Annotated in this window: 22 protein-coding genes; 14 read left to right on the top strand and 8 right to left on the bottom strand. The window is 65.1% G+C overall.

Annotation, left to right across the window (positions count from 1 at the left end):
* Window positions 1–245 precede the first annotated feature (245 nt).
* Together ACJH7A_RS18095 and ACJH7A_RS18090 are read right to left on the bottom strand one after the other, a co-directional pair.
* Entirely contained in the window at window positions 246–1613 is a 1368-nt protein-coding gene (locus ACJH7A_RS18095; protein WP_406802477.1) for an FAD-binding oxidoreductase, read from the bottom strand.
* Window positions 1610–3091, bottom strand: a complete 1482-nt coding sequence (locus ACJH7A_RS18090; RefSeq protein ID WP_406802476.1) for an APC family permease — start codon at window positions 3089–3091, stop codon at window positions 1610–1612. Before ACJH7A_RS18090 ends, ACJH7A_RS18095 begins: the two co-directional genes overlap by 4 nt.
* Before the next feature lie 221 nt (window positions 3092–3312).
* Here ACJH7A_RS18090 and ACJH7A_RS18085 point away from each other — a divergent pair, with 221 nt between their 5' ends.
* A complete protein-coding gene (locus tag ACJH7A_RS18085; RefSeq protein WP_073693964.1) occupies window positions 3313–4110 on the top strand; it encodes an Ig-like domain-containing protein in 798 nt (265 codons plus the stop codon).
* A 170-nt stretch (window positions 4111–4280) separates the two neighbouring features.
* Here the strand turns inward: ACJH7A_RS18085 and ACJH7A_RS18080 are convergent, their stop codons facing one another.
* Window positions 4281–4712: a hypothetical protein gene (locus tag ACJH7A_RS18080; protein ID WP_286150048.1), complete on the bottom strand. Its 432-nt coding sequence runs from the start codon at window positions 4710–4712 to the stop codon at window positions 4281–4283.
* A gap of 324 nt (window positions 4713–5036) precedes the next feature.
* On the bottom strand, window positions 5037–5252 hold the full coding sequence (locus tag ACJH7A_RS18075) for a three-helix bundle dimerization domain-containing protein (protein WP_073693800.1): 216 nt from the start codon (window positions 5250–5252) through the stop codon (window positions 5037–5039).
* 181 nt (window positions 5253–5433) lie between these two features.
* On the opposite strand from ACJH7A_RS18075, the gene ACJH7A_RS18070 reads away from it, so the two are divergent.
* Window positions 5434–5910, top strand: coding sequence for a nuclear transport factor 2 family protein (locus ACJH7A_RS18070; protein ID WP_073693801.1), 477 nt, complete (start codon window positions 5434–5436; stop codon window positions 5908–5910).
* Here ACJH7A_RS18070 and ACJH7A_RS18065 read toward each other — a convergent pair whose 3' ends face one another.
* Complete coding sequence (locus ACJH7A_RS18065; RefSeq protein WP_073693802.1) at window positions 5911–6513, bottom strand: TetR/AcrR family transcriptional regulator; 603 nt, start codon at window positions 6511–6513, stop codon at window positions 5911–5913.
* Between the two features lie 25 nt (window positions 6514–6538).
* Here ACJH7A_RS18065 and ACJH7A_RS18060 point away from each other — a divergent pair, with 25 nt between their 5' ends.
* Both ACJH7A_RS18060 and ACJH7A_RS18055 read left to right on the top strand, forming a co-directional pair.
* Window positions 6539–7303 (top strand): SDR family NAD(P)-dependent oxidoreductase, encoded by a 765-nt coding sequence (locus tag ACJH7A_RS18060; protein ID WP_073693803.1) that lies wholly within the window; start codon window positions 6539–6541, stop codon window positions 7301–7303.
* Between the two features lie 114 nt (window positions 7304–7417).
* Window positions 7418–8410: an alpha/beta fold hydrolase gene (locus ACJH7A_RS18055; RefSeq protein WP_073693804.1), complete on the top strand. Its 993-nt coding sequence runs from the start codon at window positions 7418–7420 to the stop codon at window positions 8408–8410.
* Window positions 8411–8422: 12 nt separating this feature from the next.
* On the opposite strand, the gene ACJH7A_RS18050 is transcribed toward ACJH7A_RS18055, so the two are convergent.
* Window positions 8423–9562, bottom strand: a complete 1140-nt coding sequence (locus ACJH7A_RS18050) for an acyl-CoA dehydrogenase family protein (protein ID WP_073693805.1) — start codon at window positions 9560–9562, stop codon at window positions 8423–8425.
* Between the two features lie 93 nt (window positions 9563–9655).
* Between ACJH7A_RS18050 and ACJH7A_RS18045 the strand changes: the two genes are divergently transcribed.
* Together ACJH7A_RS18045 and ACJH7A_RS18040 are read left to right on the top strand one after the other, a co-directional pair.
* A complete protein-coding gene (locus tag ACJH7A_RS18045; RefSeq protein ID WP_073693806.1) occupies window positions 9656–10240 on the top strand; it encodes a TetR/AcrR family transcriptional regulator in 585 nt (194 codons plus the stop codon).
* Window positions 10241–10332: 92 nt separating this feature from the next.
* A complete protein-coding gene (locus ACJH7A_RS18040) occupies window positions 10333–11478 on the top strand; it encodes a cellulase family glycosylhydrolase (protein ID WP_406802475.1) in 1146 nt (381 codons plus the stop codon).
* A 5-nt stretch (window positions 11479–11483) separates the two neighbouring features.
* Here the strand turns inward: ACJH7A_RS18040 and ACJH7A_RS18035 are convergent, their stop codons facing one another.
* Window positions 11484–12707: a DUF445 domain-containing protein gene (locus tag ACJH7A_RS18035; RefSeq protein ID WP_406802474.1), complete on the bottom strand. Its 1224-nt coding sequence runs from the start codon at window positions 12705–12707 to the stop codon at window positions 11484–11486.
* 241 nt (window positions 12708–12948) lie between these two features.
* Window positions 12949–15030 (bottom strand): PecA family PE domain-processing aspartic protease, encoded by a 2082-nt coding sequence (locus ACJH7A_RS18030; protein WP_406802473.1) that lies wholly within the window; start codon window positions 15028–15030, stop codon window positions 12949–12951.
* 406 nt (window positions 15031–15436) lie between these two features.
* On the opposite strand from ACJH7A_RS18030, the gene ACJH7A_RS18025 reads away from it, so the two are divergent.
* From ACJH7A_RS18025 to ACJH7A_RS17990, 8 genes are all read left to right on the top strand, one after another.
* Window positions 15437–17401, top strand: a complete 1965-nt coding sequence (locus ACJH7A_RS18025) for a hypothetical protein (protein ID WP_406802472.1) — start codon at window positions 15437–15439, stop codon at window positions 17399–17401.
* A 93-nt stretch (window positions 17402–17494) separates the two neighbouring features.
* Complete coding sequence (locus ACJH7A_RS18020) at window positions 17495–17719, top strand: hypothetical protein (RefSeq protein WP_082934678.1); 225 nt, start codon at window positions 17495–17497, stop codon at window positions 17717–17719.
* A 366-nt stretch (window positions 17720–18085) separates the two neighbouring features.
* Window positions 18086–18349 (top strand): alkyl sulfatase C-terminal domain-containing protein, encoded by a 264-nt coding sequence (locus ACJH7A_RS18015; protein WP_244872726.1) that lies wholly within the window; start codon window positions 18086–18088, stop codon window positions 18347–18349.
* Window positions 18350–18620: 271 nt separating this feature from the next.
* Complete coding sequence (locus tag ACJH7A_RS18010) at window positions 18621–19331, top strand: ABC transporter permease (RefSeq protein ID WP_051128409.1); 711 nt, start codon at window positions 18621–18623, stop codon at window positions 19329–19331.
* Window positions 19328–20182, top strand: a complete 855-nt coding sequence (locus tag ACJH7A_RS18005; RefSeq protein ID WP_244872727.1) for an ABC transporter permease — start codon at window positions 19328–19330, stop codon at window positions 20180–20182. Before ACJH7A_RS18010 ends, ACJH7A_RS18005 begins: the two co-directional genes overlap by 4 nt.
* Before the next feature lie 4 nt (window positions 20183–20186).
* Window positions 20187–21497 (top strand): MCE family protein, encoded by a 1311-nt coding sequence (locus tag ACJH7A_RS18000; RefSeq protein ID WP_212807690.1) that lies wholly within the window; start codon window positions 20187–20189, stop codon window positions 21495–21497.
* Complete coding sequence (locus ACJH7A_RS17995) at window positions 21494–22522, top strand: MCE family protein (RefSeq protein WP_212807689.1); 1029 nt, start codon at window positions 21494–21496, stop codon at window positions 22520–22522. The genes ACJH7A_RS18000 and ACJH7A_RS17995 overlap by 4 nt, the downstream gene beginning before the upstream one ends.
* Window positions 22519–23880: an MCE family protein gene (locus tag ACJH7A_RS17990; protein WP_212807688.1), complete on the top strand. Its 1362-nt coding sequence runs from the start codon at window positions 22519–22521 to the stop codon at window positions 23878–23880. The genes ACJH7A_RS17995 and ACJH7A_RS17990 overlap by 4 nt, the downstream gene beginning before the upstream one ends.
* The last annotated feature ends 2 nt before the right edge of the window (window positions 23881–23882 follow it).

Here is a 23882-nt window from a genome sequence, read left to right as displayed (position 1 = left end):
TTCGAGAGACCTCGACCTCTATCCCGGCAACGACGCGCCAACCACCTCTACACCCTCATCTGTGAAGAGCCGTTTTACAATTGCTACTTCCCAGTCAGCGAGATTGAAATTCGTCGTCTAGCTGCGGTTCTCCCGTATTCGGTCCACGGCTACTAGGTGAACTGAGTAAGCTGTTGCACTTTTCCTGCAATTGTCGAGAAGGCGTAAAACGGTGCCCAATTCAGGTTTTCCTCCGGTACGCCGAACTATGGCGATGGTGAAATGCTCTGTTCGAACTGGAATATATTCTCGGGGTCGTATTTGGCTTTGACGGCGCGCAGTCGGTCGACATTCATTCCCCAATACGCGTGCTCCCAGTCGGGCATGCCGGCGTTCGGGACGTTGGTATAGGCGCCATTCATGAAGGGGCGCAACGCCTCGCCGAACTCGGTGATCCATCGTAGGCAGGCGTCGGTCAGTGGGTCGCCCGCTGCGGGGGCGCCCCGGATGCCCCAGCCCGCACCCGGTTCGGCGTAGAAGAGCGCATCGCGATGGGCGTACGCCGCGCCGCCGCGTGGCTCGGTCGCGGCGGCGCCGAGCAGTGCGTTGGTGAAGTAATTGCAGGCAGCCGTAGGTGCTTTCGACATGTAGGCGCCGACGAGCTGCACTGCTTCCGATGGGAACGGATCAGTCATGAACTGCGAGAGGAACTTCCAATTCGCCGGCTCCTCGTCGAGCGGAATCTGAAAGCCGGCGAACGTGTCGGCCCACGTCCCGGCGGTTGCTTCGAGGCGGGGCGTACCCACGGCCAGGATCGGTGCCAGCATCTCCAGCGCTTCGGCTTCCGAACCGGAGGTCAGAACGCTGACCATCGAAATCTCGTCGCGACGGATCTCGAGCTGACTGGTGAGGCGGTGGTCCAGGAACGGCGCGCACTGCTGCCAGGCCTCGAACACCCCGGGTAGGTCATCGAGTCCGGGCCACCGCGCAACCACGTAAATGACCTGCGCCAGTGGATGAATCGAGTATGTCATCGAAGTGACGACACCGAAGTTGCCATTCCCGGCGCCGCGGAGCGCCCACAGGAGGTCCGGGTGATGAGTCTCGTCGGCGATGAAGACATTGGTGCCGTCTTCGGACGCGACGACAATCTCGGCCGCGATGAGGTTGTCGCAGGCCATGCCGAAGGCGCGGGTCAGTAGCCCGAAGCCGCCGCCGAGTGTCGCGCCGACCAGGCCGACGGACCCCTCGGTTCCGGTTGGCGCCGCGAAGCCCGCCCGGCCCAGTGCCGCCACCGCCTCGGATTGGGTGAGGCCGGCGCCGACCGTGGCGGTCCGTCGGCCGGCGTCTATTACTGCTGACTTCAGGTGGCTGACATCGATGACCAGTCCGTCGTCGACCGTGGACCAGCCTTCGAGACAGTGACGGCCGCTCCGGGCCCGCACCGGCACGTCGTGTTCCCGCGCCCAGGTCAGTGCATTGACGACATCGGTTGTCTCCTTGGCGAACACGATGGCTGCGGGCCGGTTGGTGTAAAGGAGGTTGAATCCGGCGCAGGACGCGGAGTATTCGGCGTCGTCCGGGCACACCACCTTTCCGGTGAGGGTCCCGGGCCGGGACGACAGCGGGATCATCGGTCTGCCGGTGTTGCGGCGAACTCGTCGATACCCGGTTCGGTGTCGAGTACCTCACGATTGAAGACGAGCATCTTGACGAAGTATGCGACGCCGACGGCGATGAGGCCGAGCACGATGAAGCCGGGTACCCGCGCCGAGTCGGGCGTCACGAGAACGAAGAGTGCGAAAGCCACCCAGACCAGTGCGATGCCCGCGACGGGAAGTTCGAAGCGGCCCAGTCCGAACCCACCTTCCTTGTGCTCCAGGCGTTTCCGGACGGCGAGGTACAGCACGACGATGGCTCCATAGATCAGCGCCGGCAGGATGGTCGACGCGATGATGAGCTGGATGAGCGCGGACCCACGCAAGGTCGCCATCAGCACAACCCCGACGATCAGGATCAGAATGGTGGCGGGCACCGGCGTCTGGGTGCGTGGATTGACCTGTCGCATCAGGGCATGGGCGGGGAAGCGGGCATCACGTGCCATGGCGAACACCTGCCGCGAGCACGCTGCCAGCACCACCATGCCGGCGCCGAACATCGCAAAGGCGATGCCGGCCAGGAGGATTCGCTCGGTGATCGAGCCGAGTTGGTCGCGAATGATCAGGGCGACGGGCGAGCCGCTCCGGCTTACAGCGGTGACGTTCTTGATCGCGGCCGTCAGGGCGATCAAGAAGACCAGGCCCATCACGCCCGCCGCTACGACCGACGCCACGATGGCGCGCGGGACACTGCGGAACGGATCTTTGGCTTCCTCCGCCAGGTTCGCGGCGGAGTCGAAACCGACGAGTGTGGTCAGGCCCATGATCATGCCGGCCATCAACCCACCTCCGACGGCGAAATAATCGGGGCTGTCTGCGGCGATCCCTCGGCTGGTGAGGTTGTCGACATTGCCGTCACCGGTGACCAGCATGACGACGCCGAGTGCCAGCACCAGAAGAACCACGATGCCGAGTTCGAGGCCGACCGCGCTGGAGGTGATCAGGCCGAGCAGGCGCGTCGAGGCGATGACCAGGACGGCCTGGATGATCAAGACCGCCACGGTGATCAGTCGCGCGGTGTCTTCGTCGTCGGACATGCCCAACAGCGGCATGAGCGCTTGACTGGCCAGGGCGTTGTCCATCGCGACCACCGCTATCGCGAGATACCAGAACGTCAGCCAGCCGAAGAGCCACCCGACCTTCGGGCTGGCCAAGCGCGACGCCCATTGATACGACGAGCCGCTGAGCGCGATGCGGGACGCGAACTGAGCGACCACCAGGGCAACGAGAGTCTGCCCGGCGGCGGCCACGACCCAGAGCCAGATGCCGACGGGGCCCGCGGTCTTGAGGAGGTCGTCATAGGTCCCGAAGATCCCGACCGCCACCGATATGAAAGCGAAGGAGACCGCGAAGATCTGAAAGCCGCTGAGGGTCCGTTTCAGTTCCGGTGTGTAGCCGCAGTCGACGCACTCGTCGTCTGCCGCGCCCGGAAGCGCAACACGGTCTGTTGTCATGGCATGGCCCAGCCTTCCGCTACCCCCGTAGTCATAATTGTCGCTTACGTCAATGGGAGATGTCGGCAGATTGCAGGTGTTGATCCGCGCCGTGATGTTGGGTGGCCAATCCGTGACGAATCTTTGACCGAAATATTGACGCGCCGTACGGATTTCGGCGTTCTGCGGCCCATACCATGACGGTGTTCAACCATGCGGCCAGCGACAAAGGGGTCGGATACATGCGGGTGTTTGTGCACGGAGTTCTTGCCGTGGTCGTGGTCGCCACGACCACCACTGGCGGCGCGCTCGGTATCGAGACGGCGGGCATTCGGCTGCCGTTGGGTTCGATCATCGAGTCGACGCAGCCGACGCAGGGCATTCCGGTCGGCGTCGCGCATCCGATCGTGGTGACGTTCAAACAGCCCATCACCAACCGGGCTGCCGCTGAGCTGGCCCTGGACGTGACGTCTTCGCCCGCCATGTCAGGCAAGTTCGAATGGCTGGACAACAAAGTGGTGCAATGGGTTCCGGATGGTTTCTGGCCTGCGCACAGCACCATCAAGCTGACGGTCGCCGGCCAGCCGATGGCGTTCACCACGGGACCGGCGGTGATCGGCACCGCTCATGTGGGGGCTCACACCTTCACTGTGACGATCGACGGCCAGACTTCACCGGATATGCCCGCGCCGCATCATCTTCCGCACCTGGGCGAGTCCGGTGTGCTGCTCGCGACCATGGGTCGGCCCGAGTATGAGACGCCGATTGGCAAGTACACCGTTTTGGCGAAAGACCGCAATGTGCTCATGGATTCGAGCAGCGTTGGCATTCCCGTCGATCATCCGGACGGGTACATGACGGAGGTCGAGTTCGCGGTACGCATCAGCCGACGCGGACTGTTCGTGCATTCGGCGCCGTGGGCCGTCGAGTCGATGGGCTTCGAGAACGTCAGCCACGGGTGTATTGGTTTGGCGCCCGCGGGAGCCGAGTGGTACTTCAACACCGTCAACGTCGGCGACCCGGTCATCGTCGAGCCGTAGCCTGCGCCGCAACGTAATTCGCATTGTTGTGCCGCGTTGATCCTGTGGCTGGGGTGTTCGCTACTCGCACAAGTGCGCCCTCAGTACAGCGTCAACGACCTCAATGCACGAAGCACCCGAGCCGCGGGGGCTCGGGTGCTTCGGTGAAAGCGGTTGTGCGGCTTGTTGATCTAGTTCTGCGGGCCCGGCTGGGTCGGCAGGTTGGGGGTCGGGCCGCCGGCGTCGACGGGACGCAGCGTCCGCGCTTCCTTGCCGTCCGCGATCCCGCCCATGTCCATCGGGATGGCAGCGGGGGCCGCAGCGATCGGGATGGGGGCGCCCAGCGGCAGGCCCGCGGGGATGGGAGGCACGATCGGCGGAACCGCTGCCGGCACCGGCGGGACGACCGCGGGAACCGGCGGCACCGCGGCCGGAACCACCGGAGCGGCGGCCAGGGGTCCGACGATGCCCGATGACTCCACGGCGGGCGCTGCGCATGGCGCGGCGGCAGCCGCGGCAGCAGCAGCGGCAGGTGCCCCTGCTGCCGGCGCTCCCGCGGTGGCGCCCGCGTCGCACGCGTATCCGCCAGTCTTGAGTGGGACGGCGGCTGCGGTCGGGCTCACGGCCACGGCAGTCGCGCACACACCGGCGCTGGCAACTAATTTCACAGCGATTCGACCAAAGCTGATCATCACCGGCGTCTCCTTGAACGTGCCCTTAAATTACTGCGCCGAAAATTTGCGCAGCTGAACCGTAGGGCACGGCGAGAGGCTGGGTCCAGACATGTTTTCAATCGGATGCGCGCTCGACATGGGACTGAGCCGCGACCGTGACCGCACCGTTTCAATAGCCTCGAAGTGCTCACAGAGAGGTCTCGAAAGGCAATCGGGTGGTGCTGGAACCCGTTGTGACGCTAGCAAACTCAGTTGCGTGCCGAGCAAACGGGGCTAGTGGGCGGCGTCGCCGGCCAACAGCCTGGAAAGCTCCTCGTCGGCGCGACGTTCCACGAGCAGCGGGACGAAGTCCCGAATGGTGCTGCCGGCGAACTGTTCGCGCGCGCCTTCGATGACAGTCGTCACGCGCGCCGGGGGCAGGTCCGCAAACTTGGCTGTCAAACGGCTCTCGATTTCGGTGAACACCTGCGCTTCGGACTTGGCGGACATGCCTCGATCCTTCTCGGGTGCGTTGACAGCTGTCAACGCAGATGGTGCGACGTGTAGGCGAACTAACAATTGAGGCTGCCGTGTGAGCCGCCGGAAATGCCGCTGATGCTCCTACGGTTGTCAAAGGCGGCGGGCTGCGCAGTCCCGCTCGGCCGCACCCCACCTGACGAGAGGCTCGCCCATGTCCGGCACCCCGGAGTCCCGACCACCCTTCCCGCCCTTCGACGAAGAGACGGCCCTGGTGAAGGTGCAGGCGGCCGAGGACGCGTGGAACACCCGCGACCCCGAACGGGTCGCGCTGGCATACACCCCGGACTCCGTGTGGCGGAACCGCGACACGTTCGTGACGGGACGCGCCGAGATCGTCGAGTTCCTGACGGCCAAGTGGGAACGCGAACTCGACTACGTGCTCCGCAAGAGCCTGTGGGGCTTCCGGGGGAACCGCATGGCGGTCCGCTTCCAATACGAATGGCACGACCACGGTGGGCAGTGGTGGCGCAGCTACGGCAACGAACTGTGGGAGTTCGACGACAACGGGCTCATGCGTCGGCGGGAAGCCAGCATCAACGATCTGCAGATCACCGAGTCGGAGCGCCGGTGGTTCGGCGTGCGGCCCGAGTCGGAACGTGGTCGGGGACATGACATCCCGTTGCAGTAGTCACCGGTTTCGCAGCGCACGGATGCTCTCGTCGAGGGCGGCCTCGAGATAAGTCAGGTCGCCGGTGGCCAGCATGATCCCGACGCCGCCCTGGATGCCGGCCAGCAGTGCGGCTGCCGCGCGCGTGGGGTCGACGGTCGGGGCGATCTTGTCCTGCTGCTGCATTGCCACGATGCCGGCGGCGATGGCACCCCGCCACGAGTCGATCAGTTCGGTGGTGACGGCCTGTGCGCCCGTGCTGGTGCGGCCGATCTCGGACATCAACACCGCGATCGGGCAGTTCTGCCCCTGTCGCCGGTAGCGCTCGACCACGACATCCCGCCAGCGCTGCCAGGCGGCCCATGAAGTGAGCGAGCTGAGGTGGGGCTGCTGGTCGTCGAGGACCCGCTGTGATTCGAGGGTGGCGACGGCGAGCAGCAACTGCTCTTTGCCGCGGGGGAAGTAGTGGAAAATCTGGCTTTTCGAGGTTTGGGTCCGCGCCATCACGTCTTCGATGGTGGTCATCGCGACACCGCGGTCCCGGATCTCGGCTGCGGCACCATCGATGATGCGGGCGCGGGTGGCTCGTCCCTTGGCCGTCAGTTTCTGGACTTGCAGGTCCATTTTTTCCGACGAATCATGTGGACTCATGAGTCCAAAAGATACGCGATTGTCCGGCCGCACAGCACTTGTCACAGGTTCAACCGGAGGTCTGGGGATGGCCATCGCACGCAGGCTGGCCGACGACGGAGCCCATGTTGTGGTCAGCGGACGGAATGCGGAGCGCGGCACCGCGCTGGTGACCGCGATCCGCGCTTCTGGTGCCGAGGCGTCGTTCGTCGCAGCAGACCTGGCGGGTGGCGACGGTGCGATCCGTGCCCTCGCCGAACAAGCCACGGAGGCGGTGGGCGGACGGCTCGACATCCTGGTGAACAACGCCGCCACGCTGCTGATGCCGACCCCGACCGGTGAGGTCTCCCCGTCGGTGCTGCGAGAAGCGTTCGAGGTCAACGTCTTTGCCCCGTTCCTGCTCACGGGGGTGATCGCCCCCGAGATGGTGCGTGGTGGTGGCGGCGCCGTGGTGAACATCGGATCGATCACCGGACTGCGAGGGGCGAGCGGCTCGGCGATCTACAACTCCAACAAGGCGGCCATCCACTCGCTCACGGCGTCCTGGGCTGATGAGTACGGCCCGTTCGGGGTTCGGGTCAACGCAGTGGCTCCCGGACCGATCGCGACCGAGCGTCAACAGGAGTTCGAAGAACACATCAAACCGGTACTGGACCGGTTACCGTCACGGCGGATGAGTACGCCGGCGGAAGTCGCCGCAGCTGTCGCGTTCCTGGTCAGTGATGACGCGGCCAACATCCACGGCGCCATCCTCAGCGTGGACGGCGGCTGGGCGGCGGTCTGAACCGATGCCATCTCCAAAGGAGATGTTGCCTATCGCCATCTGTTATTGGACATGATGTGTGAGAGCGGGTGAGATGGTGCCGTGACCGGTGTGAGCAGAAGGCAGTTCGGCTTGATGGCGACCGCGGCAGTCGGCGCGGCGTCGTTGGCGGCGTGCGGATCGTCGTCAGAGCCGTCTGCTCCGCAGAAGCCGACGCCGCCGCCCGCGCCCGAGCACAACCTGAACGCGGTGAAGCAGATTCGGGCCGGCGACCTCGACGTCGGCTACGTCGAGGCCGGGCCGGCGGACGGCAAACCGGTGATCCTGCTGCACGGCTGGCCGTACGACATCCACAGCTACGCAGATGTTTCCGCGCTCCTGGCCGACCAGGGATTCCGGGTGATCGTGCCGTATCTCCGGGGCTTCGGATCAACCCGTTTCCTGGCCGCCACGACGATCCGGAACGGTCAGCAGGCGGCGCTGGCCGCGGACGTCATCGCTTTCATGGACGCCCTCAACATCCAGCGGGCGATCCTCGGTGGTTTCGACTGGGGCGGGCGCACGGCGAATGCCGTTGCGGCACTGTGGCCGCAGCGGGTGGCGGGTCTGGTGGCGGTCAGCGGGTACATCCTGGTCAATCGCGCTGCCAACCTCCAGCCGTTGGAGCCGAATGCCGAGTTGGGCTGGTGGTACCAGTACTACTTTGCGACGCCGCGCGGTGAACTCGGCTATCGGAAGAACACCAAGGAGTTCAACCGGCTGATCTGGGAGAAGGCGTCGCCGCTCTGGCACTTCACCGATGCGACCTACGGGCTGAGTGCCGCCGCGTTCGACAACCCCGACCATGTCGCCATCGTGATCCACAACTACCGGTGGCGCCTGAGCCTCGCGGAGGGTGAAAGCCGTTACGACGCAGACGAACAACACCTGCAGGCCAGGCCGCCGATCCGCGTCCCCACCATCACCATCGGCAGTGACTTCGACGGTGCGGCGAAGGACGGTGCCGGATACCGCTCGATGTACACCGCGGCATATGAACACCGGGTTCTCGACGGCATCGGCCACAACGTCCCTCAGGAGGCGCCCGCGCTATTCGCGAACGCCATCATCGACGTCAGCCGGATGTAGTCCGGCCGGCGGCTATTTGGCCAGGCTCCGGCTGATCACCAGCCGCTGAATCTGGTTGGTGCCCTCGAAGATCTGCATGATCTTGGCCTCGCGCATGAAGCGTTCCACGCGGTAGTCGCGGGTGTAGCCGGCGCCGCCGAAAACCTGGACGGCGTCGGTGGTGACCTTCATGGCCGCGTCGGTGGCGACCAGTTTGGCCACGGAGGCGTTGCGCGAGTAGGGCAGGCCGGCATCACGGCGGCGCGCGGCGTCGAGGTAGGTGGCCCGTGCCGAATCGACGGCGGCGGCCATGTCGGCCAGCAGGAAGCCGAGCCCCTGGTGGTCGATGATCTTGCGGCCGAACGTCGTTCGCTCCTGGGCGTACGCCACGGCCTGGTCCAGTGCGGACTGGGCCAGGCCGACGGCCACGGCGGCGACACCGAGCCGGCCGGCGTCGAGCGCGCTGAAGGCAATCGGCAGACCCTGGCCTTCGGCGCCGATCAGACGTTCGGTAGGGAGGAACGCACCGTCGTAGTGCGCCGACGTGGTGGGCACCGCGTGCAGGCCCATCTTCTCTTCGGGCCGCCCGAACGTCAGCCCCTCGGTGTCGGAGGGCACCAGGAAACACGAAACACCTTGGGAACCTTCGCCGGTACGCGCGAACAGGGTGTAGAAATCGGCGAGTCCGCCGTGGGTGATCCATGCCTTCGAACCGGTGATGCGGTAGCCGTCGTCGGCAGGCACGGCCTTGCAGGCCAGCGCCGCGGCATCGGAACCGGCTTGCGGCTCGGACAGGCTGTAGGCGCCGATCAGGTTGCCGCTCAGCATCTCTGGGAGCCAGCGCTGCCGCTGCTCGTCGGTGCCGAACGTCATCAGCGGATGGCACGACAGGCTGTGCACGCTGACCGCGATGGCCACCGACGCCCAGCGGGCGCCGAGTTCTTCGAGCACCTGGAGGTAGACCTCATACGGCTGGCCGCCGCCGCCCCACTCTTCGGGATACGCCAGGCTCAGCAGCCCGGCCTCGCCGAGGGTGGCGAAGACCCCGTCGGGGTACGTCTCGTCCTTCTCGTGCTGGTCGACGATGGGGTCGAGCACCTTGTCGGCGATGTCGCGGGTCAGCTCGATCAGCGCGTGGGCTTCGTCATTGGGCAAGAGGCGATCAACGGGCACCGGAACTCCACTAATACGTCGAACAGTACTGAATTACTTCACAGAGTACTGGTTTGGTAGTACTGAGTAAAGGGTCCGCAGTACTATGCCGGTGTGAGCGCGCGCACGTCCCCGGACTTCGGCACCCGTCGACGCACCGAGCTGTTCGATGCCCTCATCGCGTTGTTTCTCGACGAGGGCTTCGCGCACCTCACGCTCGACGACATCGCCGGGCGGCTGCGCTGTTCGAAGTCGACGCTGTACACGCTGGCCGGCAGTAAGGAGCAGCTGGTCCGCGCCGCGACGGTGCAGTTCTTCCGGCAGGCCACCGATGAGGTCGAGCAGCTGGTGGCCGGAGTCGAGGGGCCCCGCGCCCGGATCACGGCCTACCTGTCGGCGGTGGGGACGGTGCTGGACGCCGCGTCGGATCAGTTCATGGTGGACCTGGACGCCTTTGCCCCGGCCCGCAGTGTTTATGAGAAGAACACCCAGATCGCTGCTCGCCGGGTGCAGGAGATGATTGCCGACGGGGTCGAGAGCGGTGAATTCCGTGATGTCCATGCGGCTTTCGCTGCCGATCTGGCGTCGACCATGATGGTGCGCATCCAGCAGCGCCGGGTCCGCGAGAGTACCGGACTCGACGACGCCAGCGCATATCGCGAGCTTGCGGCCATCCTCACGGCGGGGATCAATGCCTGAGCAGGTGGCCTGACGTCACCGCCCGACATCGTGTTTGTTGCAACTCGATAAGCACGCCCCAATGGCCCCATCAAGATCAGTAGCCTCGTGCGGTGGACCGCAGAACCGTTCTCAAGGTCCCGCTGCTGCTGGCAGCGGGTTCCGCCATGGCCGGATTCTCGGGACCGGCTCTGGCGTCCGCGGCCGGCGCGCGTTGGACGCCCGAACGGGCCAACAGCTGGTACCAGGGGCAGGCCTGGCCGGTCGGCGGCAACTACATCACCTCCACCGCGGTCAACCAGATCGAGATGTTCCAGTCCGGCACCTACGACCCCGGCCGCATCAACGCCGAACTGGGCGCCGCTCGCTGGTTCGGGTTCAACACCGTGCGGGTCTTCCTCCACGATCTGCTGTGGGCGCAGGACCCGCAGGGCTTCTCGCAGCGCCTGACCCAGTTCGTCAGCATCGCGTCCAGTAACGGCATCAAGCCGCTGTTCGTCTTCTTCGACTCCTGCTGGGACCCGCATCCGAAACTCGGCGTGCAGCGGGCCCCGAGGCCGGGTGTGCACAACTCGGGCTGGGTGCAGAGTCCGGGTGCGGACCGTCTCGGCGATCCGAAATACCGCGCCGTACTGCAGAATTACGTCACCGGCGTGCTGAGCCTCTTCCGTAACGACAACCGGATCCTCGGCTGGGACCTGTGGAACGAACCCGACAACCCGGCCAGCGTCTACCGCAAGGTCGAGCGCAGCGACAAGATGCAGCTGGTCGCCGACCTGCTACCGCAGGTATTCGCCTGGGCGCGGGCCGTCGACCCCGTACAGCCGCTGACAAGTGGTGTGTGGCAAGGCAGTTGGGCCGATCCCGCGCAGCGCAGCGCCATCGCGTCGATCCAGCTGGACAACTCGGACGTCATCTCGTTCCACAGTTACGCCAAGCCGGCCGATTTCTCGGCGCGGATCGATGAGCTCGCACCGCTGGGCCGGCCCATCCTGTGCACCGAGTACCTCGCCCGCAACATGGGCAGCACGGTTGAGGGCATTCTGCCAATTGCCAAGCAGCGCAACGTCGGCGCGTACAGCTGGGGACTCGTGGCAGGTAAGACGCAGACCTACTTCCCGTGGGATTCGTGGGACCACCCGAACCCGTCGGAGCCGAAGGTCTGGTTCAGCGACCTGCTCTACCCCAACGGGCGCGCCTTCCGGGACAGCGAGGTCCTCACCGTCCGTAAGCTGACCGGAACCGCCGGCCAGACCTAGGCCGGTCAGTGCGCGAGCAACAGGATCAGTTGTGCCTGCAGTTCGCCGAAGAGGAAACCGAGGGCGGCACCGAGCACGACGACGATCCACTCGTCGTCCTTGAATGCCGGGCGCAGCAGGTTCTCGAACGACAGTGAGTCCAGCACCATCATCTTGCTGACCATGACGTTCTCCAGATCGAGGCGATCGCGCATGTATCCCTCGATGTAGGTGGATGTTTCGGGCAGCTTCTCGATGATCGAGTCGGTGATCTGCTTCTTCATGTCGACGTACTGCCGTCCGCCGACGGACTTGATGATCTTGCCGGTGAAGCCCATCTGGGTGTCGATGGTCTGACTGATCTCGGTGGAGATCATGTCGAAGAACCGGTCCGACGACGGGCCGTTCAGCATGCTCTCCATGATGGCCTGGGGTGTGAAAATTTCGCGGGCCATGAGCGCCGCGTAACCCTCGACGACCTGCTTGCGTTCCCTTTGGAAGACGCCCTGCCACTTGATGCCGAGGAAGACGTTCTTGCGCTCCAGCGGCCGGAAGATCATCTGCAGTGCAACGTAGTCGGTGAGACCACCGGTCAGCAGACCGAACAGCGGCAGCGACCAATGCCAGTTGGTGATGCCGAACACCACGGCTTGCACCAGGCCGATCAGGAAGCCGAAGAGCAGACCGGACATGATGAGGAACTTGAACGCCGGCTTCCCGATGTCCTGGAAGACGGTGTTGAGCGTGACCTTGTCGCGCACCAGGTTGGTGACGACCATGTGCTTGATGTCGAAGATCTGGTCGACCTGGCCGCGCAGCTTGTCGAACATCGCGGCCATGGCCGTCGGGATGCGCTTCTCGACGTTCTTGACGACGACGTCCTTGAGCTGGTCGGGCGTAGCCCGCCAGACCTGCGGCTGGAACGACATCATGATGGTGTCGACCATCTCGGCGGAGGTCTGCCGCAGTGGCTCGGCGAGTTCTTTGACCAACTCGTTGGGATCGATCTTGTCGAACATCTCCTCGGGTTTGAGAATCTCCGAGGTCAGCGAATCCACCGCCACCGCAGCCATTTTCGGCGCGCGTTTGGGAATCTGGCCCTGCCAGCCGAGGTACGGCGGAATGCCCTTGAACTCAACGGGGTAGAACATCATCTTCAAGGCCATGATCTTGGTGATCCAGCCGACGAACGCGGCGCCCAACGGGATGGTGACGTACACCCACCAGGGGTAGGCGAACGCGTTGGCCATGAGATTCTCCACCTGGCTGTCTCCCATCAGTCGCGTCCAGTGAGTAGCTGGACTACGTTAACCGGCGACTACGTGCGAGAAGACTAACGGGCACGTCAGATTCGCAACTGTGGATCGCGTATTTTGTTAAGCCCGCTCGAACCGCCTGATCGTTCGGTATGGCGTCGGGATTTTTCACGCCACAGCAGCCCGCTGGCTCGCCGCGAGCGCGACGAAACAGCGGACGAATTTGAGCAGCGACCTACAGGTCGAAGACCGTCGACCCGTTTGCGGTGCTGTAGTCGATGTAAATCCGGTTGTGCAGGAAGGGCATTGCGCCGGTGTTGGACAGTTCGGCGTTGTAGTCGTCGAAGGTCACCGTCGGTCGGTACGACGACGTGGTCGTGAAGGTGTAGAGCAGGTTGCCGTCGGCGTCATACACCGAGATCGGAACGCCCGCCTTCAGCACGTAGTACGCGACCGTGCCGTCGGTGTTCTTGATGGGCACCAGCTGGGAGGAGTCCACCATGGTCGACGGGATGGTGCCGTAGACGCCGCCCGAGTCGACCAGCAGATTGATCGGCGTGTTGACCCCGTTGACGGTCATCGAACCGATGACGTTCGGTGATCCCGACGTCGTCACGCGGGCCGGTAAGGGGTTGGGGCCGAACGTCAGCTTCCGTCCGACCTCGTCGATGTAGATGCCGTTCTTCAGGGCTCCGGGCAGGCCGGTGGTGACCAGGCCGGGGCCGGGGCCCACCGCGTTGGTGCCGACACCCAGGACGCCCACGACACCGTTGTTCGCCAGGAACTTGGCGAAGGCGGCCTGCTGCGCCGGGTCGGTGATGACGTTGACCGAGGTCGGCGCCGTGACGATGCCGCTGCCGAAGTTCACCGTGGTGTTGTAGGTGTCGTAGGTGTAGGTGAGGCCACCGCTGTAGCCGCCGGTGCCGCTGCTCACGGATTCGCCCAGGCCGGTCTGGCCGACGTTCTTGGCGTTGACCACCAACCCGGACGATCCGGTGTCGACCAGGACCTTGATCTTCGGCCCGCCGTTCACCGAGATGGTGACGATCGGCTCGACGCCCGCGTACATGGACAGCGGAACCGAGGCGTAGATGCGGGCGTTGGTGGTGGCGTCGACGATGATGGCCTTGATGTCGCGATTCGCCGACCAATAACGCGCGGTCTTCAGCGCGGTCACGGCCTTGCCGATCAGCGCCTCGTTCGACTTCAGCGCACTCAGGTTCGTCGCGGTCGGGTTGGCCGCGTACGCGTCCATCAGAGTCTGCTGGTTCGCCTGGTACGTCGTGAGATAGGTGGCCGCCATCCGCAACTCGTACCGGGAGTACCCGTTGACCCAACTGGTGCCGAGGAGCGTGCGCGCCTGCGCGATCTCCGTCAGCGCGGTGTTGATGTACTCGTCCGCGGTGACAGTCTGTCCCGGCTGCCACGTCTCGGTGGGTGCCGGGGTGAGAGTCGATGCGGCACTGGTCTTTTCGGTGGTGGTGGCCAGGGCGGGCGTGATGCCCAGCAGCTTGCTCACGGTTTTGGTCGTGCCGACCACGGACGCGGCGAGGGTCTCCTCTGTGGCCAGGGTGGCGGCGCCGAGCGCCTGGCCGACGGCCGCGAGTACCGACAGCAGTCCGGAGATGTTGGCGGGGGCCGTCGGCGAGGTGACGCTGCTGAGCGCCTTCGCGGCGGTGTTCGGAATCGAAGTGATTGCAGCCGTGGATGTTTCGGCTGCCGCGACGGTGACCGGCGGCGTGGCGGCCGGTGCCGGTGACGGCGTCGCCGCGGCGGCAGGCGTCGCGGCCGCCGGCGAGGCCGTGTCCTTGGCTGCGGTGTCCGTGGCCGGCTTGACCGCGGCGGCCGACTTGAGCGGGTTCTTCGTCGACGGGTTGTTCGTCACCGCCTGGGCGGCGGCCGAGGGGAGCTTCGCGACGGTCCCGGCGTTCGGGGCGGTCGCCGAGCGGCCGGTGTTGTCGGCCTTCGTGCGGCGATTGCGGGCGGGCTTCGCGTCGTTGTCGCCGTCCGCGGCCTTGGTGTCGGCGGGCTGGGTGTCCGAAGCGGGCTTGGTGTCCGACGTGGCCTTGGTGTCCGACGCGTCCGCAACAGCGGCCGTGTCCTTCTTCTTGTTCTTGGCGGGCTTCTGGGCGGGCGGCTTCTTGGCCTGTGCCGGCGCGGACGACGCGGCGGACTCGGAGTCGGTCGACGGGGCAGCGCTCGCGACAGCCGCGCTACCGAGGAGTGCCGCGCTGACGCCGACCGCCGCGACTCCGGTGCCCAGCCACGTCGATACCGCCAAGTTCCGGCGTTGCGGGCGACGGTGTGCACCAGCCATTTCGGGTCCTCCATAGTCACGCCGCGCGGCCATCGGACCCCGGCAGATCGACCGCTACTGCGGCATTACCGCACTGCAGTCTGGCAGACGGGTGTCGCGCCGCAGTACAGACAGAAAATTAACAGTTGTGAACGACTGCCGCAGCGCTTCTGGCAAAGATTTATGCCAGTGTCGTCAATTACTGCGGGCCGGCGAATAACGGGTATCCGCCGCCGGTAGGTGGCACCGCCTCACACCGCTGACGTGCGGTGGGTGAGCCGACTCCGGCAAATCGCCCACGGGTTACCATCCGCGGACGTAAATTTGCCTTGCTTGGCGATTACGCGTTGCGCGGGCGGCACTTTCAAAGGGGGCGTTGGTGGCTGGACGGATCGGCCGACTCGGCTGCAGGGCAGTGCACCGGGTGATGACTGTATTGATTCCCCTGGCCGTGGTCTGCGCCTACGCGGCACAACTGGTGGAGCCGGTGACCCGGACCGCGGTGACGCCCACCGCCGAGATCGTCTCGGCACCGTCGACCATCGGTATGGCCGACTCCAGCCTGTACGGCATGTCGAAGCAGGACATCGACACCACGCTGGACATGCTGCAATCCACCATGGGCGTCCAGGACGTCCGGGTCTACATCCCGTGGGTGTACACGCAGCCGCTGCCGAACCAATACAACTGGGCGCCGATCGACGACATCATGAATGCGGCGAAGGCTCGCAACATGGGCGTCCTCGCAATGGTCAACAGCACGCCGGTTTGGGCCGGCACGGACGGTAACTTCCCCGGGGCCAAGACGCCCGACCCCGTCGCCTACGCGAATTTCATGACGCAGGTCGCGACCCGGTACGGCAAGACGATCTCGGCCTACGAGGTGTGGAACGAGGTCAACTGCGTCTGTTTCTACGACCCGATCTCGCCGTCGAGCTACACCGAGTTGTTGAAGGCTGCCTACCCGGCGATCAAGGCGGCCGACCCGACCGCGACTGTCATCGCGGCAGGGCTCGGCAGCGTCTTCACGTTCGGTGGCGTCACCATGAACCCGGTGGATTACGTGAACGGGATGTACGCCGCCGGCGCGAAGGGCTACTTCGACGCGCTGGCGTTCCACCCGTACCAGGAGACGCTGAAGTTCTCGGACGGCGAGAACGTGGTCCTGTCGCCCTTTACCCAGATCCAGAAGATCTACGACCTGATGGCGGCCAACGGTGACGGTCTCAAGAAGATCTGGATCACCGAGTACGGGGTGCCGACCAACAACGTCAGCGAGCACACGCAAGCCGAGTTCATCAAGAACCTCATCGAAACCTGGCAGACGATGTCCACGAATGGCCAGTTCTACGGTGGGCCGATCTTCATCTACACCACGCGCGACGATCAGCCCGGCAGCGGCAAGTTCGGCGTCTTCTACGCGGACTGGATTCCGAAGGAAGCTGCGTTCGTCATCGCGCAGGAAATCCTGCGGCTCAACGGTGTCGGGGGCGTCGAAGGCATCGCGGCGCGGATCCTGGCCGCGGTGCGGCTGGCGATAGGCGCGGTCGTGGACACCGTCGTCAAGATCGGGCAAGCCGTGGTGAAAGTCGCTGACGCTGCCTGGAATGCGTTCGTCGACGTCACCAAGGCAGTGACGCAAGCCGTGGTCAACACGGTCAAATGGGTGGCGAACGCTGTGGTGCAGGGCGTGAAGTGGGTGGCCAACACCGCGGTCGACGTGACGAAGGCCGTGGTTGCGGGCATCTCGAACGTCATCCAGAAGATCGGCGACATCATCCGGCCGCCGGCATCGGTCGCCGCGGTGAACCCGACGGCGGCGCTGAAGGCAGTGGCCACCATGAAAGATGCTGCGGCGGAACTGGGCTCGCCGAAGGCGACGGCTGCGACGAAACCGGAGCCGACGACCGGCGTGAAGGCCGCCCCGGCCAAGGGCACTGACGTCAAGGACGCCGACGGACCGGACGCCGTGAAGGAACCGGCCAAGGAACCGGCCAAGGAAACCGCGGCCGAGCCCGAGGTGAAGCCGGTGGATGAGAAGGCGACAAACCCGAAGCCCGCGAACGTCGAGCCCGACGTGAAGACGCCCGAGGTCAAGGACACGCCCAAGGCAGAGCCCGACGACAAGAAGTCGGTGAGCCAGAAGGACCCGGCGGGAACCAAGAAGGACTCGGATTCCGATACGCCGAAACAAGCCGATGCGCCGAAGCGCGGCAAGGGCAAGAAGGCCGGGCAGCACCCGACCGGCAGCGGCAAGCCGGCGACCGGCCCGGCTGCCGATGACAGCCCGAAGGCCCAGTCGCCGCGTGGGGAGGTGGCGAAGTCGAAGCCGAAGCCGGTCAAGGCGGCTGCCGTTGGGGCATCGGCGCCGGGTGTCGCACACAACGAGTGAGCAAACGTTAGCCAACAATTCTTGATAGCGGTCCGCAGCACACAGTGGCATCATGGAATACATGACATCTGATGGGCTGACAAGGAGTTGGACATGTCTATCAATAAATTCGCAATTGTTGCCGCAGGCGCCCTGAGCTTTGCTGCTATCGGGCTGGGCGCGGGTCAGGCGAACGCCGACAATACCTGGTGGTGGATACCGGCTCCGTCGCCGGGCCACATCGGCCAGTTCTTCGGCGTTCCCCCAGGTCAAGTCGGTCAGTTGCCCTTTGTTCCGCCTCCGGGCCACTGGGACAAGCCGGGCAAATGGCTGCACTAGACCGCGTCTGACAATGACCGCTTCGCTTTCGGCGAAGCGGTCTTTTTATTCATTGACTCGTAAATTTTCGAAATGGCCCCCGGAAATCGTCTCGGCCGCCGGAGAAGAATTGTTCGTATTCGTAAATTTGACCGGTTTCGGCGGCCGGAATCGGCATAATCGGGTGCCATGGGGCGAACTTCGAAAGTGCAGACGAACGGCGACGACGGCGAGAATTCGGGGGAGGTATCGCGCCCGACAAGATCTACCAGGTCCGCGGCTATGTCCTGTCGAACATCACCTTCATCAAAGGCAATACCGGCTGGATCGTCTACGACACCCTGATCTCACCCGAAACCTGCCGCCGGCAAGAAGATCACCCTCAACGTGGACTTCACGGACCTCAAGAAGCAGTACGGCCTCACCGTCGAGAACGGCGTCCTCAACTATGCGGACGGCACCATCCCGAATGCCGACGCCGGGCTGAAACTGACCAAGGCGACAATGAACGAGATTCAGCTCGGCAAAGTCAAACTCGCCGACGCGATAACAGCGAACAACGTCACCGTGGAGGGCAATCGGCAGTCGGTGGACGAGTTCGTCGGACTGCTCGACACCTTCCAGCTCTGGTTCAACATCGTGACGCCGTAACCAGGGCGCATGCTGGTAGGTTTTGGCTCAGCGCGATTCAATCCGGGTGAACCGAAGCAATTGCGTTGAGTCCACCTGCATCTTCGGTAATTGACGATGTCGTACCCCTGTTTGTTGCGTTGACAGCAAACTGGTGCCTTCCTAACGTCCGGGCCAAGCTCGACGACGGAACGACACTGGGAGGCAGCTTGTGGCGCAACCGCTCCAGTCGTCTCCGCGCGCCTCCGCGGCCTGGACGCGCCCCGCTGTGGCGGTCGGCGATTTCATCGTCATGGCAGGCGAGACGTTCGCCGCGATGCTGCGGCCGCCGTACGCCTGGCGCGAGCTGATCGAGCAGATCTGGTTCGTCGCGCGCGTCTCCGTCGTACCGACTGTCGTGCTGTCGATTCCCTACACGGTGTTGATCGTCTTCACGCTCAACATCGTGCTGATCGAGGTCGGCGCCGGTGACCTGTCGGGCGCCGGCGCTGCGCTGGCTTCTGTGACACAGGTCGGACCGGTGGTCACCGCGATCGTCGTGGCCGGTGCCGGTTCGACCGCGATGTGTGCCGACCTCGGCGCGCGAACCATCAGAGAAGAAATCGACGCGATGAAAGTCATTGGCGTCAACCCGATTCCGGCACTCGTCGTGCCCCGCGTCCTCGCCGCGACATTCGTCGCGGCGATGCTCTATTCGATGGTGGCCGTCGTCGGCCTGGCCGGCAGCTACTTCTTCGTCGTATACATCCAGCACGTGACGCCCGGCGCGTTCATCGCGGGCATGACGCTGCTGACGGGCCTGCCGCAGGTGATCGTCTCCCTCGTCAAGGCATTGCTGTTCGGGCTGTCGGCCGGACTGATCGCGTGCTACAAGGGACTTTCGGTCGGTGGCGGCCCGACGGCCGTCGGTAACGCGGTCAACGAGACCGTCGTCTTCGCGTTCATGGCGCTGTTCCTGATCAACATCCTGGCAACCGCGTTCGGCGTGAAAGTGGCGCCATGACAGTCGATGTGGATGTCGACCGCCCGTCACCGCTCAGCGAACTCGCGGGCCAGGCGATCGCGGCGACCCGCCGGCTGGGCGAGCAGACGGCCTTCTACGGCAGTGCGCTTGCCGCCACCGCGGACGCCGTCCGGCGCTATCCGGGCGAGGTGCTGCGGCTCATCGCGGTCATGGGCATGGGGACCGGCGCACTCGCCGTCATCGGCGGCACTGTGGTCATCGTCGGGTTCCTCACGCTGTCCACCGGTGCGCTGATCGCCGTCCAGGGCTACAACACCCTGTCCAATGTCGGTATCGAAGCGCTGACGGGCTTCCTGGGGGCCTTTCTGAACGTGCGCTTCATCGCTCCCGCGACGGCCGGGGTGGCACTCGCGGCCACGATCGGAGCCGGGGCGACGGCACAGCTCGGTGCCATGCGCATCAACGAGGAGATCGACGCCCTGGAAGTGATGGGCATCCGGGTGATCACGTACCTGGCGGCGACCCGGATCGTCGCCGGCGTGGTGGCCGTCGTCCCGATCTACACCGTCGCGGTGTTGATGTCCTTCCTGGCCACCCGGTTCGGGACCACGATGATCTACGGCCAGTCGCGGGGCGTCTACGACCACTACTTCACGACGTTCCTGCACCCCAATGACCTCGCCTGGTCGTTCTTCGAGGCGCTGGCCATGGCGGCCGCGGTGATGGCGGTGCACACCTACTACGGCTTCACCGCCACCGGCGGGCCGGCCGGCGTCGGCGAGGCCGTCGGCCGCGCGGTCCGGACCTCGATCACCGCCGGCGTGTTCATCCTGCTCACCATCACGCTGTCCGTCTACGGCCAGTCCGGCAACTTCCACCTGGCTGGCTGAGCGAATGGCGAAGGGTGCGAACAAAACTCGGCGTGAGCAGATCGACCCGATCTGGTGGGCGCCGGTCCTGGTGGTCGTGGTCGTCGCCATGACTGCCATGACGTGGCTGTTGTTCTCCGGATCGCTGCGCGGATTCGTGCCGTTGACCCTGATCTCCGATCGCGCCGGTCTGGTCATGGAGGACGGCGCGAAGGTGAAGCTCCGGGGCGTGCAGATCGGCGAGGTGGAATCGATCGGCAGCCGGACAGATACTGCGGGACACGTGCTTTCGACGCTGAAACTCCGGATGTACCCCGGGCCGTTCGCGCAACTGCCGGGCAATGTCGAAGCGCAGATCCGATCGAGCACCGCGTTCGGCGCCAAGTACGTCGAACTGAATGTGCCGTCGACCGGTCCGAGCGGCGGCCACCTCCGATCGGGTGCGGTGCTGCAGTCACAGAACGTGACGGTCGAGGTCAACACCGTGTTCGAGAACCTCCAGTCGGTGGTCCAGGTGATCGACCCGACGAAGCTCAACTCGGTGCTCTCGGCCGTGGCAGAATCGTTGCGCGGTAAGGGCGACGTCATCGGCCAGGCGATCACCGATGCGAACCACGTTCTGCTGGAGGTGAATCCGCGCATGGACACCGTGCGCGAGGATTGGCAGTTGTTCGGGCAGACCGCACAGGCGTATTCGGCCGCGGCACAGGACATCGTGTCCATCCTGGATTCGTTCTCCACCACCGCCACCACGATCACCGGCCAGTCGAAGGAACTCGACGGCCTGTTGTTGTCGGCGGTCGGCTTCTCGCAGTCGGGCATCGACACCATCGGCGCCAACCAGACTGCCCTGGCGCGGGCGATGGAAGTGCTGCGACCGACCACCGCACTCCTCGACAAATATTCGCCGACGTACACCTGCCTGTTCCAGGGCGCCCAGTGGTTCCTGGAACACGGCGGCCGATATGCCATGGGCGGCAACGGGAAATCGGTGATCATGGATGTCGGGTTGCTGGCCGGCGCCGATCCCTACCGATTCCCCGACAACCTGCCCGTCGTCAACGCCAGTGGTGGGCCCGGCGGCAAGCCGAGTTGCGGTTCGCTGCCCGACGTCAGCAAGAACTTCCCGGTCAAGTACCTGGTGACCGACACCGGTTACGGTGACGGCCTGGATATGCGGCCCAACCCCGGCATCGGTTTCCCCGGTTTCGCCAACTACTTCCCGGTGACCAAGCCGCAGCCCGAACCGCCGCGAATCCGGTACCCGGGTGGTCCGGCTCCCGGGTTGCCCGGTGTCGAGATGGGCGTGCCCCAACCTGAGCCGGGGACACCGTGAGAAGCCGGATTCGTGGGACCGTAACCCGCGTCGTGATCTTCACCGTGGTCAGCCTGCTCTTCATGTTCGGGCTGCTGACGGTGTTCGGGCAGTTTCGTTTCGATTCGCGGGCTTCCTACCAGGCGGTGTTCAGCAACGTGTCGGGGTTGAAGGGCGGCAACTTCGTCCGTATCGCCGGCGTGGAGGTCGGAAAGGTCAAGAGCCTCGACTTGCACAAGGACGGCACCGTCACCATCGACTTCGCGATCGACAGGCAACTGACGCTCACCGAAGGCACCACCGCGACCGTCCGCTACGAGAATCTGATCGGCGACCGCTACCTGGCGCTCGAGGAAGGCCCCGGGTCGGTGCGCAAACTCCTTCCGGGCCAGACGATCCCGTTGTCCCGGACGTCACCGGCATTGGATGTCGACGCGCTCATCGGCGGCTTCCGGCCACTGTTCCGTGCGCTCGATCCCGATCAGGTCAATGCGCTGAGCGGTGAGCTGCTCCGGGTGTTCCAGGGCCAGGGCGGCACCATCTCGTCGGTGCTGGCCCAGACGTCGGCCCTGACGACAACGTTGGCGGGCCGGGATCAGCTCATCGGTGAGGTCATCACCAACCTGAACACCGTGCTGGGGACGTTCGCGGCGCGTGACACACAGTTCGCCGACGGCCTGGACAAACTGTCGCAACTCGTCCAGGGTTTGGCCACCCGCAAATCCGACATCGCGACCGGGGTGGCGAACATCAACAGCGCGGCGCGGTCGGTCGCCGACCTGCTGACCGTGGCGCGCGAGCCGATCAAACAGACTGTGCAGCAGACGGATCGGGTGTCCGGCCAGATCGAGGCGGACCACGCCTACGTCGACGAGCTGGTGCGGACGCTGCCGGACGCGTACCAGATTCTTTCTCGCAACGGCCTGTACGGCGACTACTTCAGCTTCTATCTCTGCGACGCACTGCTGAAGCTGAATGGAAAGGGCGGCCAACCGGTGTACGTCAAAGTGGCCGGCCAGGAGTCGGGGCGGTGCACGCCGAAATGACGCGCATCAAGCTGAACATCAAGCCCCTGGCCGAACGTAACCGGTTGGCGGTTGGCGCGACCGGCATCGCGCTGATCATCGCGATCGTCGTCGCCGCTTTCAGCTACGACAAGATCCCGTTCATCAAGGGGACCTCCGACTACCAGGCGTACTTCGCCGATGCCGGCGGGATCAAGACGGGCAGTGACGTGCGGGTGTCTGGGCTGGGCGTCGGACGGGTCTCGGGAATTCACTTGGAGGGCGCCAAGGTTCGGGTGGATTTCACGGTGCGTGATGGCGTCGAACTGGGCGACCGCACCGAGGCCGCCATCAAGACCGAGACGGTGCTGGGTACCAAGGTGCTGGAGCTGACGCCGCGCGGTGACGGAAACCTGAACGGCCCCATCCCGATTGAACGCACCACCTCGCCGTACGATCTGCCCGCGGCGCTCGGTGATCTGACGACCACCATCAGCGGTCTGGACACCACCCAGCTGTCTTCGGCACTCAAGACGCTGGCGCAGACGTTCCAGAACACGCCACCCGATCTGAAGTTGGCGCTGGAGAGCGTGGCGCGCTTCTCCGACACCCTCGGTACCCGCGATGCCAAGCTGCGCCAGCTGCTCGCCGATGCCAACAAGGTGACTTCGGTGCTGGCCAAGCGCAGTGACCAGATTGCGCAGTTGGTGGTCAACACCGACGCGCTGCTGGGCGAGATTCTGTCGCAACGCAATTCGGTCGAGACGCTGATGGCCAACATCAGCGCCGCCACCGTGCAGCTTTCCGGTCTGGTGCAGGACAACCGGACGCAACTGAAGCCGGCCGTCGACAAGCTCAACGGCGTTCTCAGCATCCTCGACAACCGGAAGAAGGAGCTGCAGCGCACGCTGTACCTGCTGCGCCGGTACGCCATGTCGTTCGGCGAAGTCCTCGGTGCCGGGCCGTTCTTCAAAGCGTCGCTGGTGAACCTGTTCCCGGGTCAGTTCGATCAGCCGTTCATCGACGCGGCGTTCTCCGACCTGGGATTGGACCCCAACGTGCTGCTGCCGTCGCAGCTGACCGAGCCCGGTGCCGGTCAGCCGGGTACCCCGCCGCTGCCGTCGCCGTATCCGCGCACCGGCCAGGGCGGACCGCCGAATCTCACTCTGCCCGAAGCGATCACCGGCAATCCCGGAGATCCGCGCTACCCCTATCGCGAGCCCCTGCCCGCGCCGCCACCGGGAGGCCCGGCACCCGGACCGCCGGCCCTGGCTCCGGCCCCTGGCGAGGTGCCGCCGCCGACGGTCCCGCCCCCGACGCCGCTCCCGCCGTCGAACAATTCGCACACCGGTTCGCCCGGTGTGGTGTCAGATCCCGTTTCGCCCGTCGGAGGGAGGTGACC

Source organism: Mycobacterium sp. SMC-17 (genome assembly GCF_045310915.1).
GTDB lineage: Bacteria > Actinomycetota > Actinomycetes > Mycobacteriales > Mycobacteriaceae > Mycobacterium.
This window is presented reverse-complemented; position numbering and strand designations above follow the sequence as displayed.

Coding starts and splice junctions, on each gene's coding strand:
- ACJH7A_RS18095 (WP_406802477.1), bottom strand. CDS start 1,613: ATGATCCCGCTGTCGTCCCGGCCCGGGACCCTCACCGGAAAGGTGGTG.
- ACJH7A_RS18090 (WP_406802476.1), bottom strand. CDS start 3,091: ATGACAACAGACCGTGTTGCGCTTCCGGGCGCGGCAGACGACGAGTGC.
- ACJH7A_RS18085 (WP_073693964.1), top strand. CDS start 3,313: ATGCGGGTGTTTGTGCACGGAGTTCTTGCCGTGGTCGTGGTCGCCACG.
- ACJH7A_RS18075 (WP_073693800.1), bottom strand. CDS start 5,252: ATGTCCGCCAAGTCCGAAGCGCAGGTGTTCACCGAAATCGAGAGCCGT.
- ACJH7A_RS18070 (WP_073693801.1), top strand. CDS start 5,434: ATGTCCGGCACCCCGGAGTCCCGACCACCCTTCCCGCCCTTCGACGAA.
- ACJH7A_RS18065 (WP_073693802.1), bottom strand. CDS start 6,513: ATGGACCTGCAAGTCCAGAAACTGACGGCCAAGGGACGAGCCACCCGC.
- ACJH7A_RS18060 (WP_073693803.1), top strand. CDS start 6,539: ATGAGTCCAAAAGATACGCGATTGTCCGGCCGCACAGCACTTGTCACA.
- ACJH7A_RS18055 (WP_073693804.1), top strand. CDS start 7,418: ATGGCGACCGCGGCAGTCGGCGCGGCGTCGTTGGCGGCGTGCGGATCG.
- ACJH7A_RS18035 (WP_406802474.1), bottom strand. CDS start 12,707: ATGGCCAACGCGTTCGCCTACCCCTGGTGGGTGTACGTCACCATCCCG.
- ACJH7A_RS18030 (WP_406802473.1), bottom strand. CDS start 15,030: ATGGCTGGTGCACACCGTCGCCCGCAACGCCGGAACTTGGCGGTATCG.
- ACJH7A_RS18025 (WP_406802472.1), top strand. CDS start 15,437: ATGACTGTATTGATTCCCCTGGCCGTGGTCTGCGCCTACGCGGCACAA.
- ACJH7A_RS18020 (WP_082934678.1), top strand. CDS start 17,495: ATGTCTATCAATAAATTCGCAATTGTTGCCGCAGGCGCCCTGAGCTTT.
- ACJH7A_RS18010 (WP_051128409.1), top strand. CDS start 18,621: ATGGCAGGCGAGACGTTCGCCGCGATGCTGCGGCCGCCGTACGCCTGG.
- ACJH7A_RS18005 (WP_244872727.1), top strand. CDS start 19,328: ATGACAGTCGATGTGGATGTCGACCGCCCGTCACCGCTCAGCGAACTC.
- ACJH7A_RS18000 (WP_212807690.1), top strand. CDS start 20,187: ATGGCGAAGGGTGCGAACAAAACTCGGCGTGAGCAGATCGACCCGATC.
- ACJH7A_RS17990 (WP_212807688.1), top strand. CDS start 22,519: ATGACGCGCATCAAGCTGAACATCAAGCCCCTGGCCGAACGTAACCGG.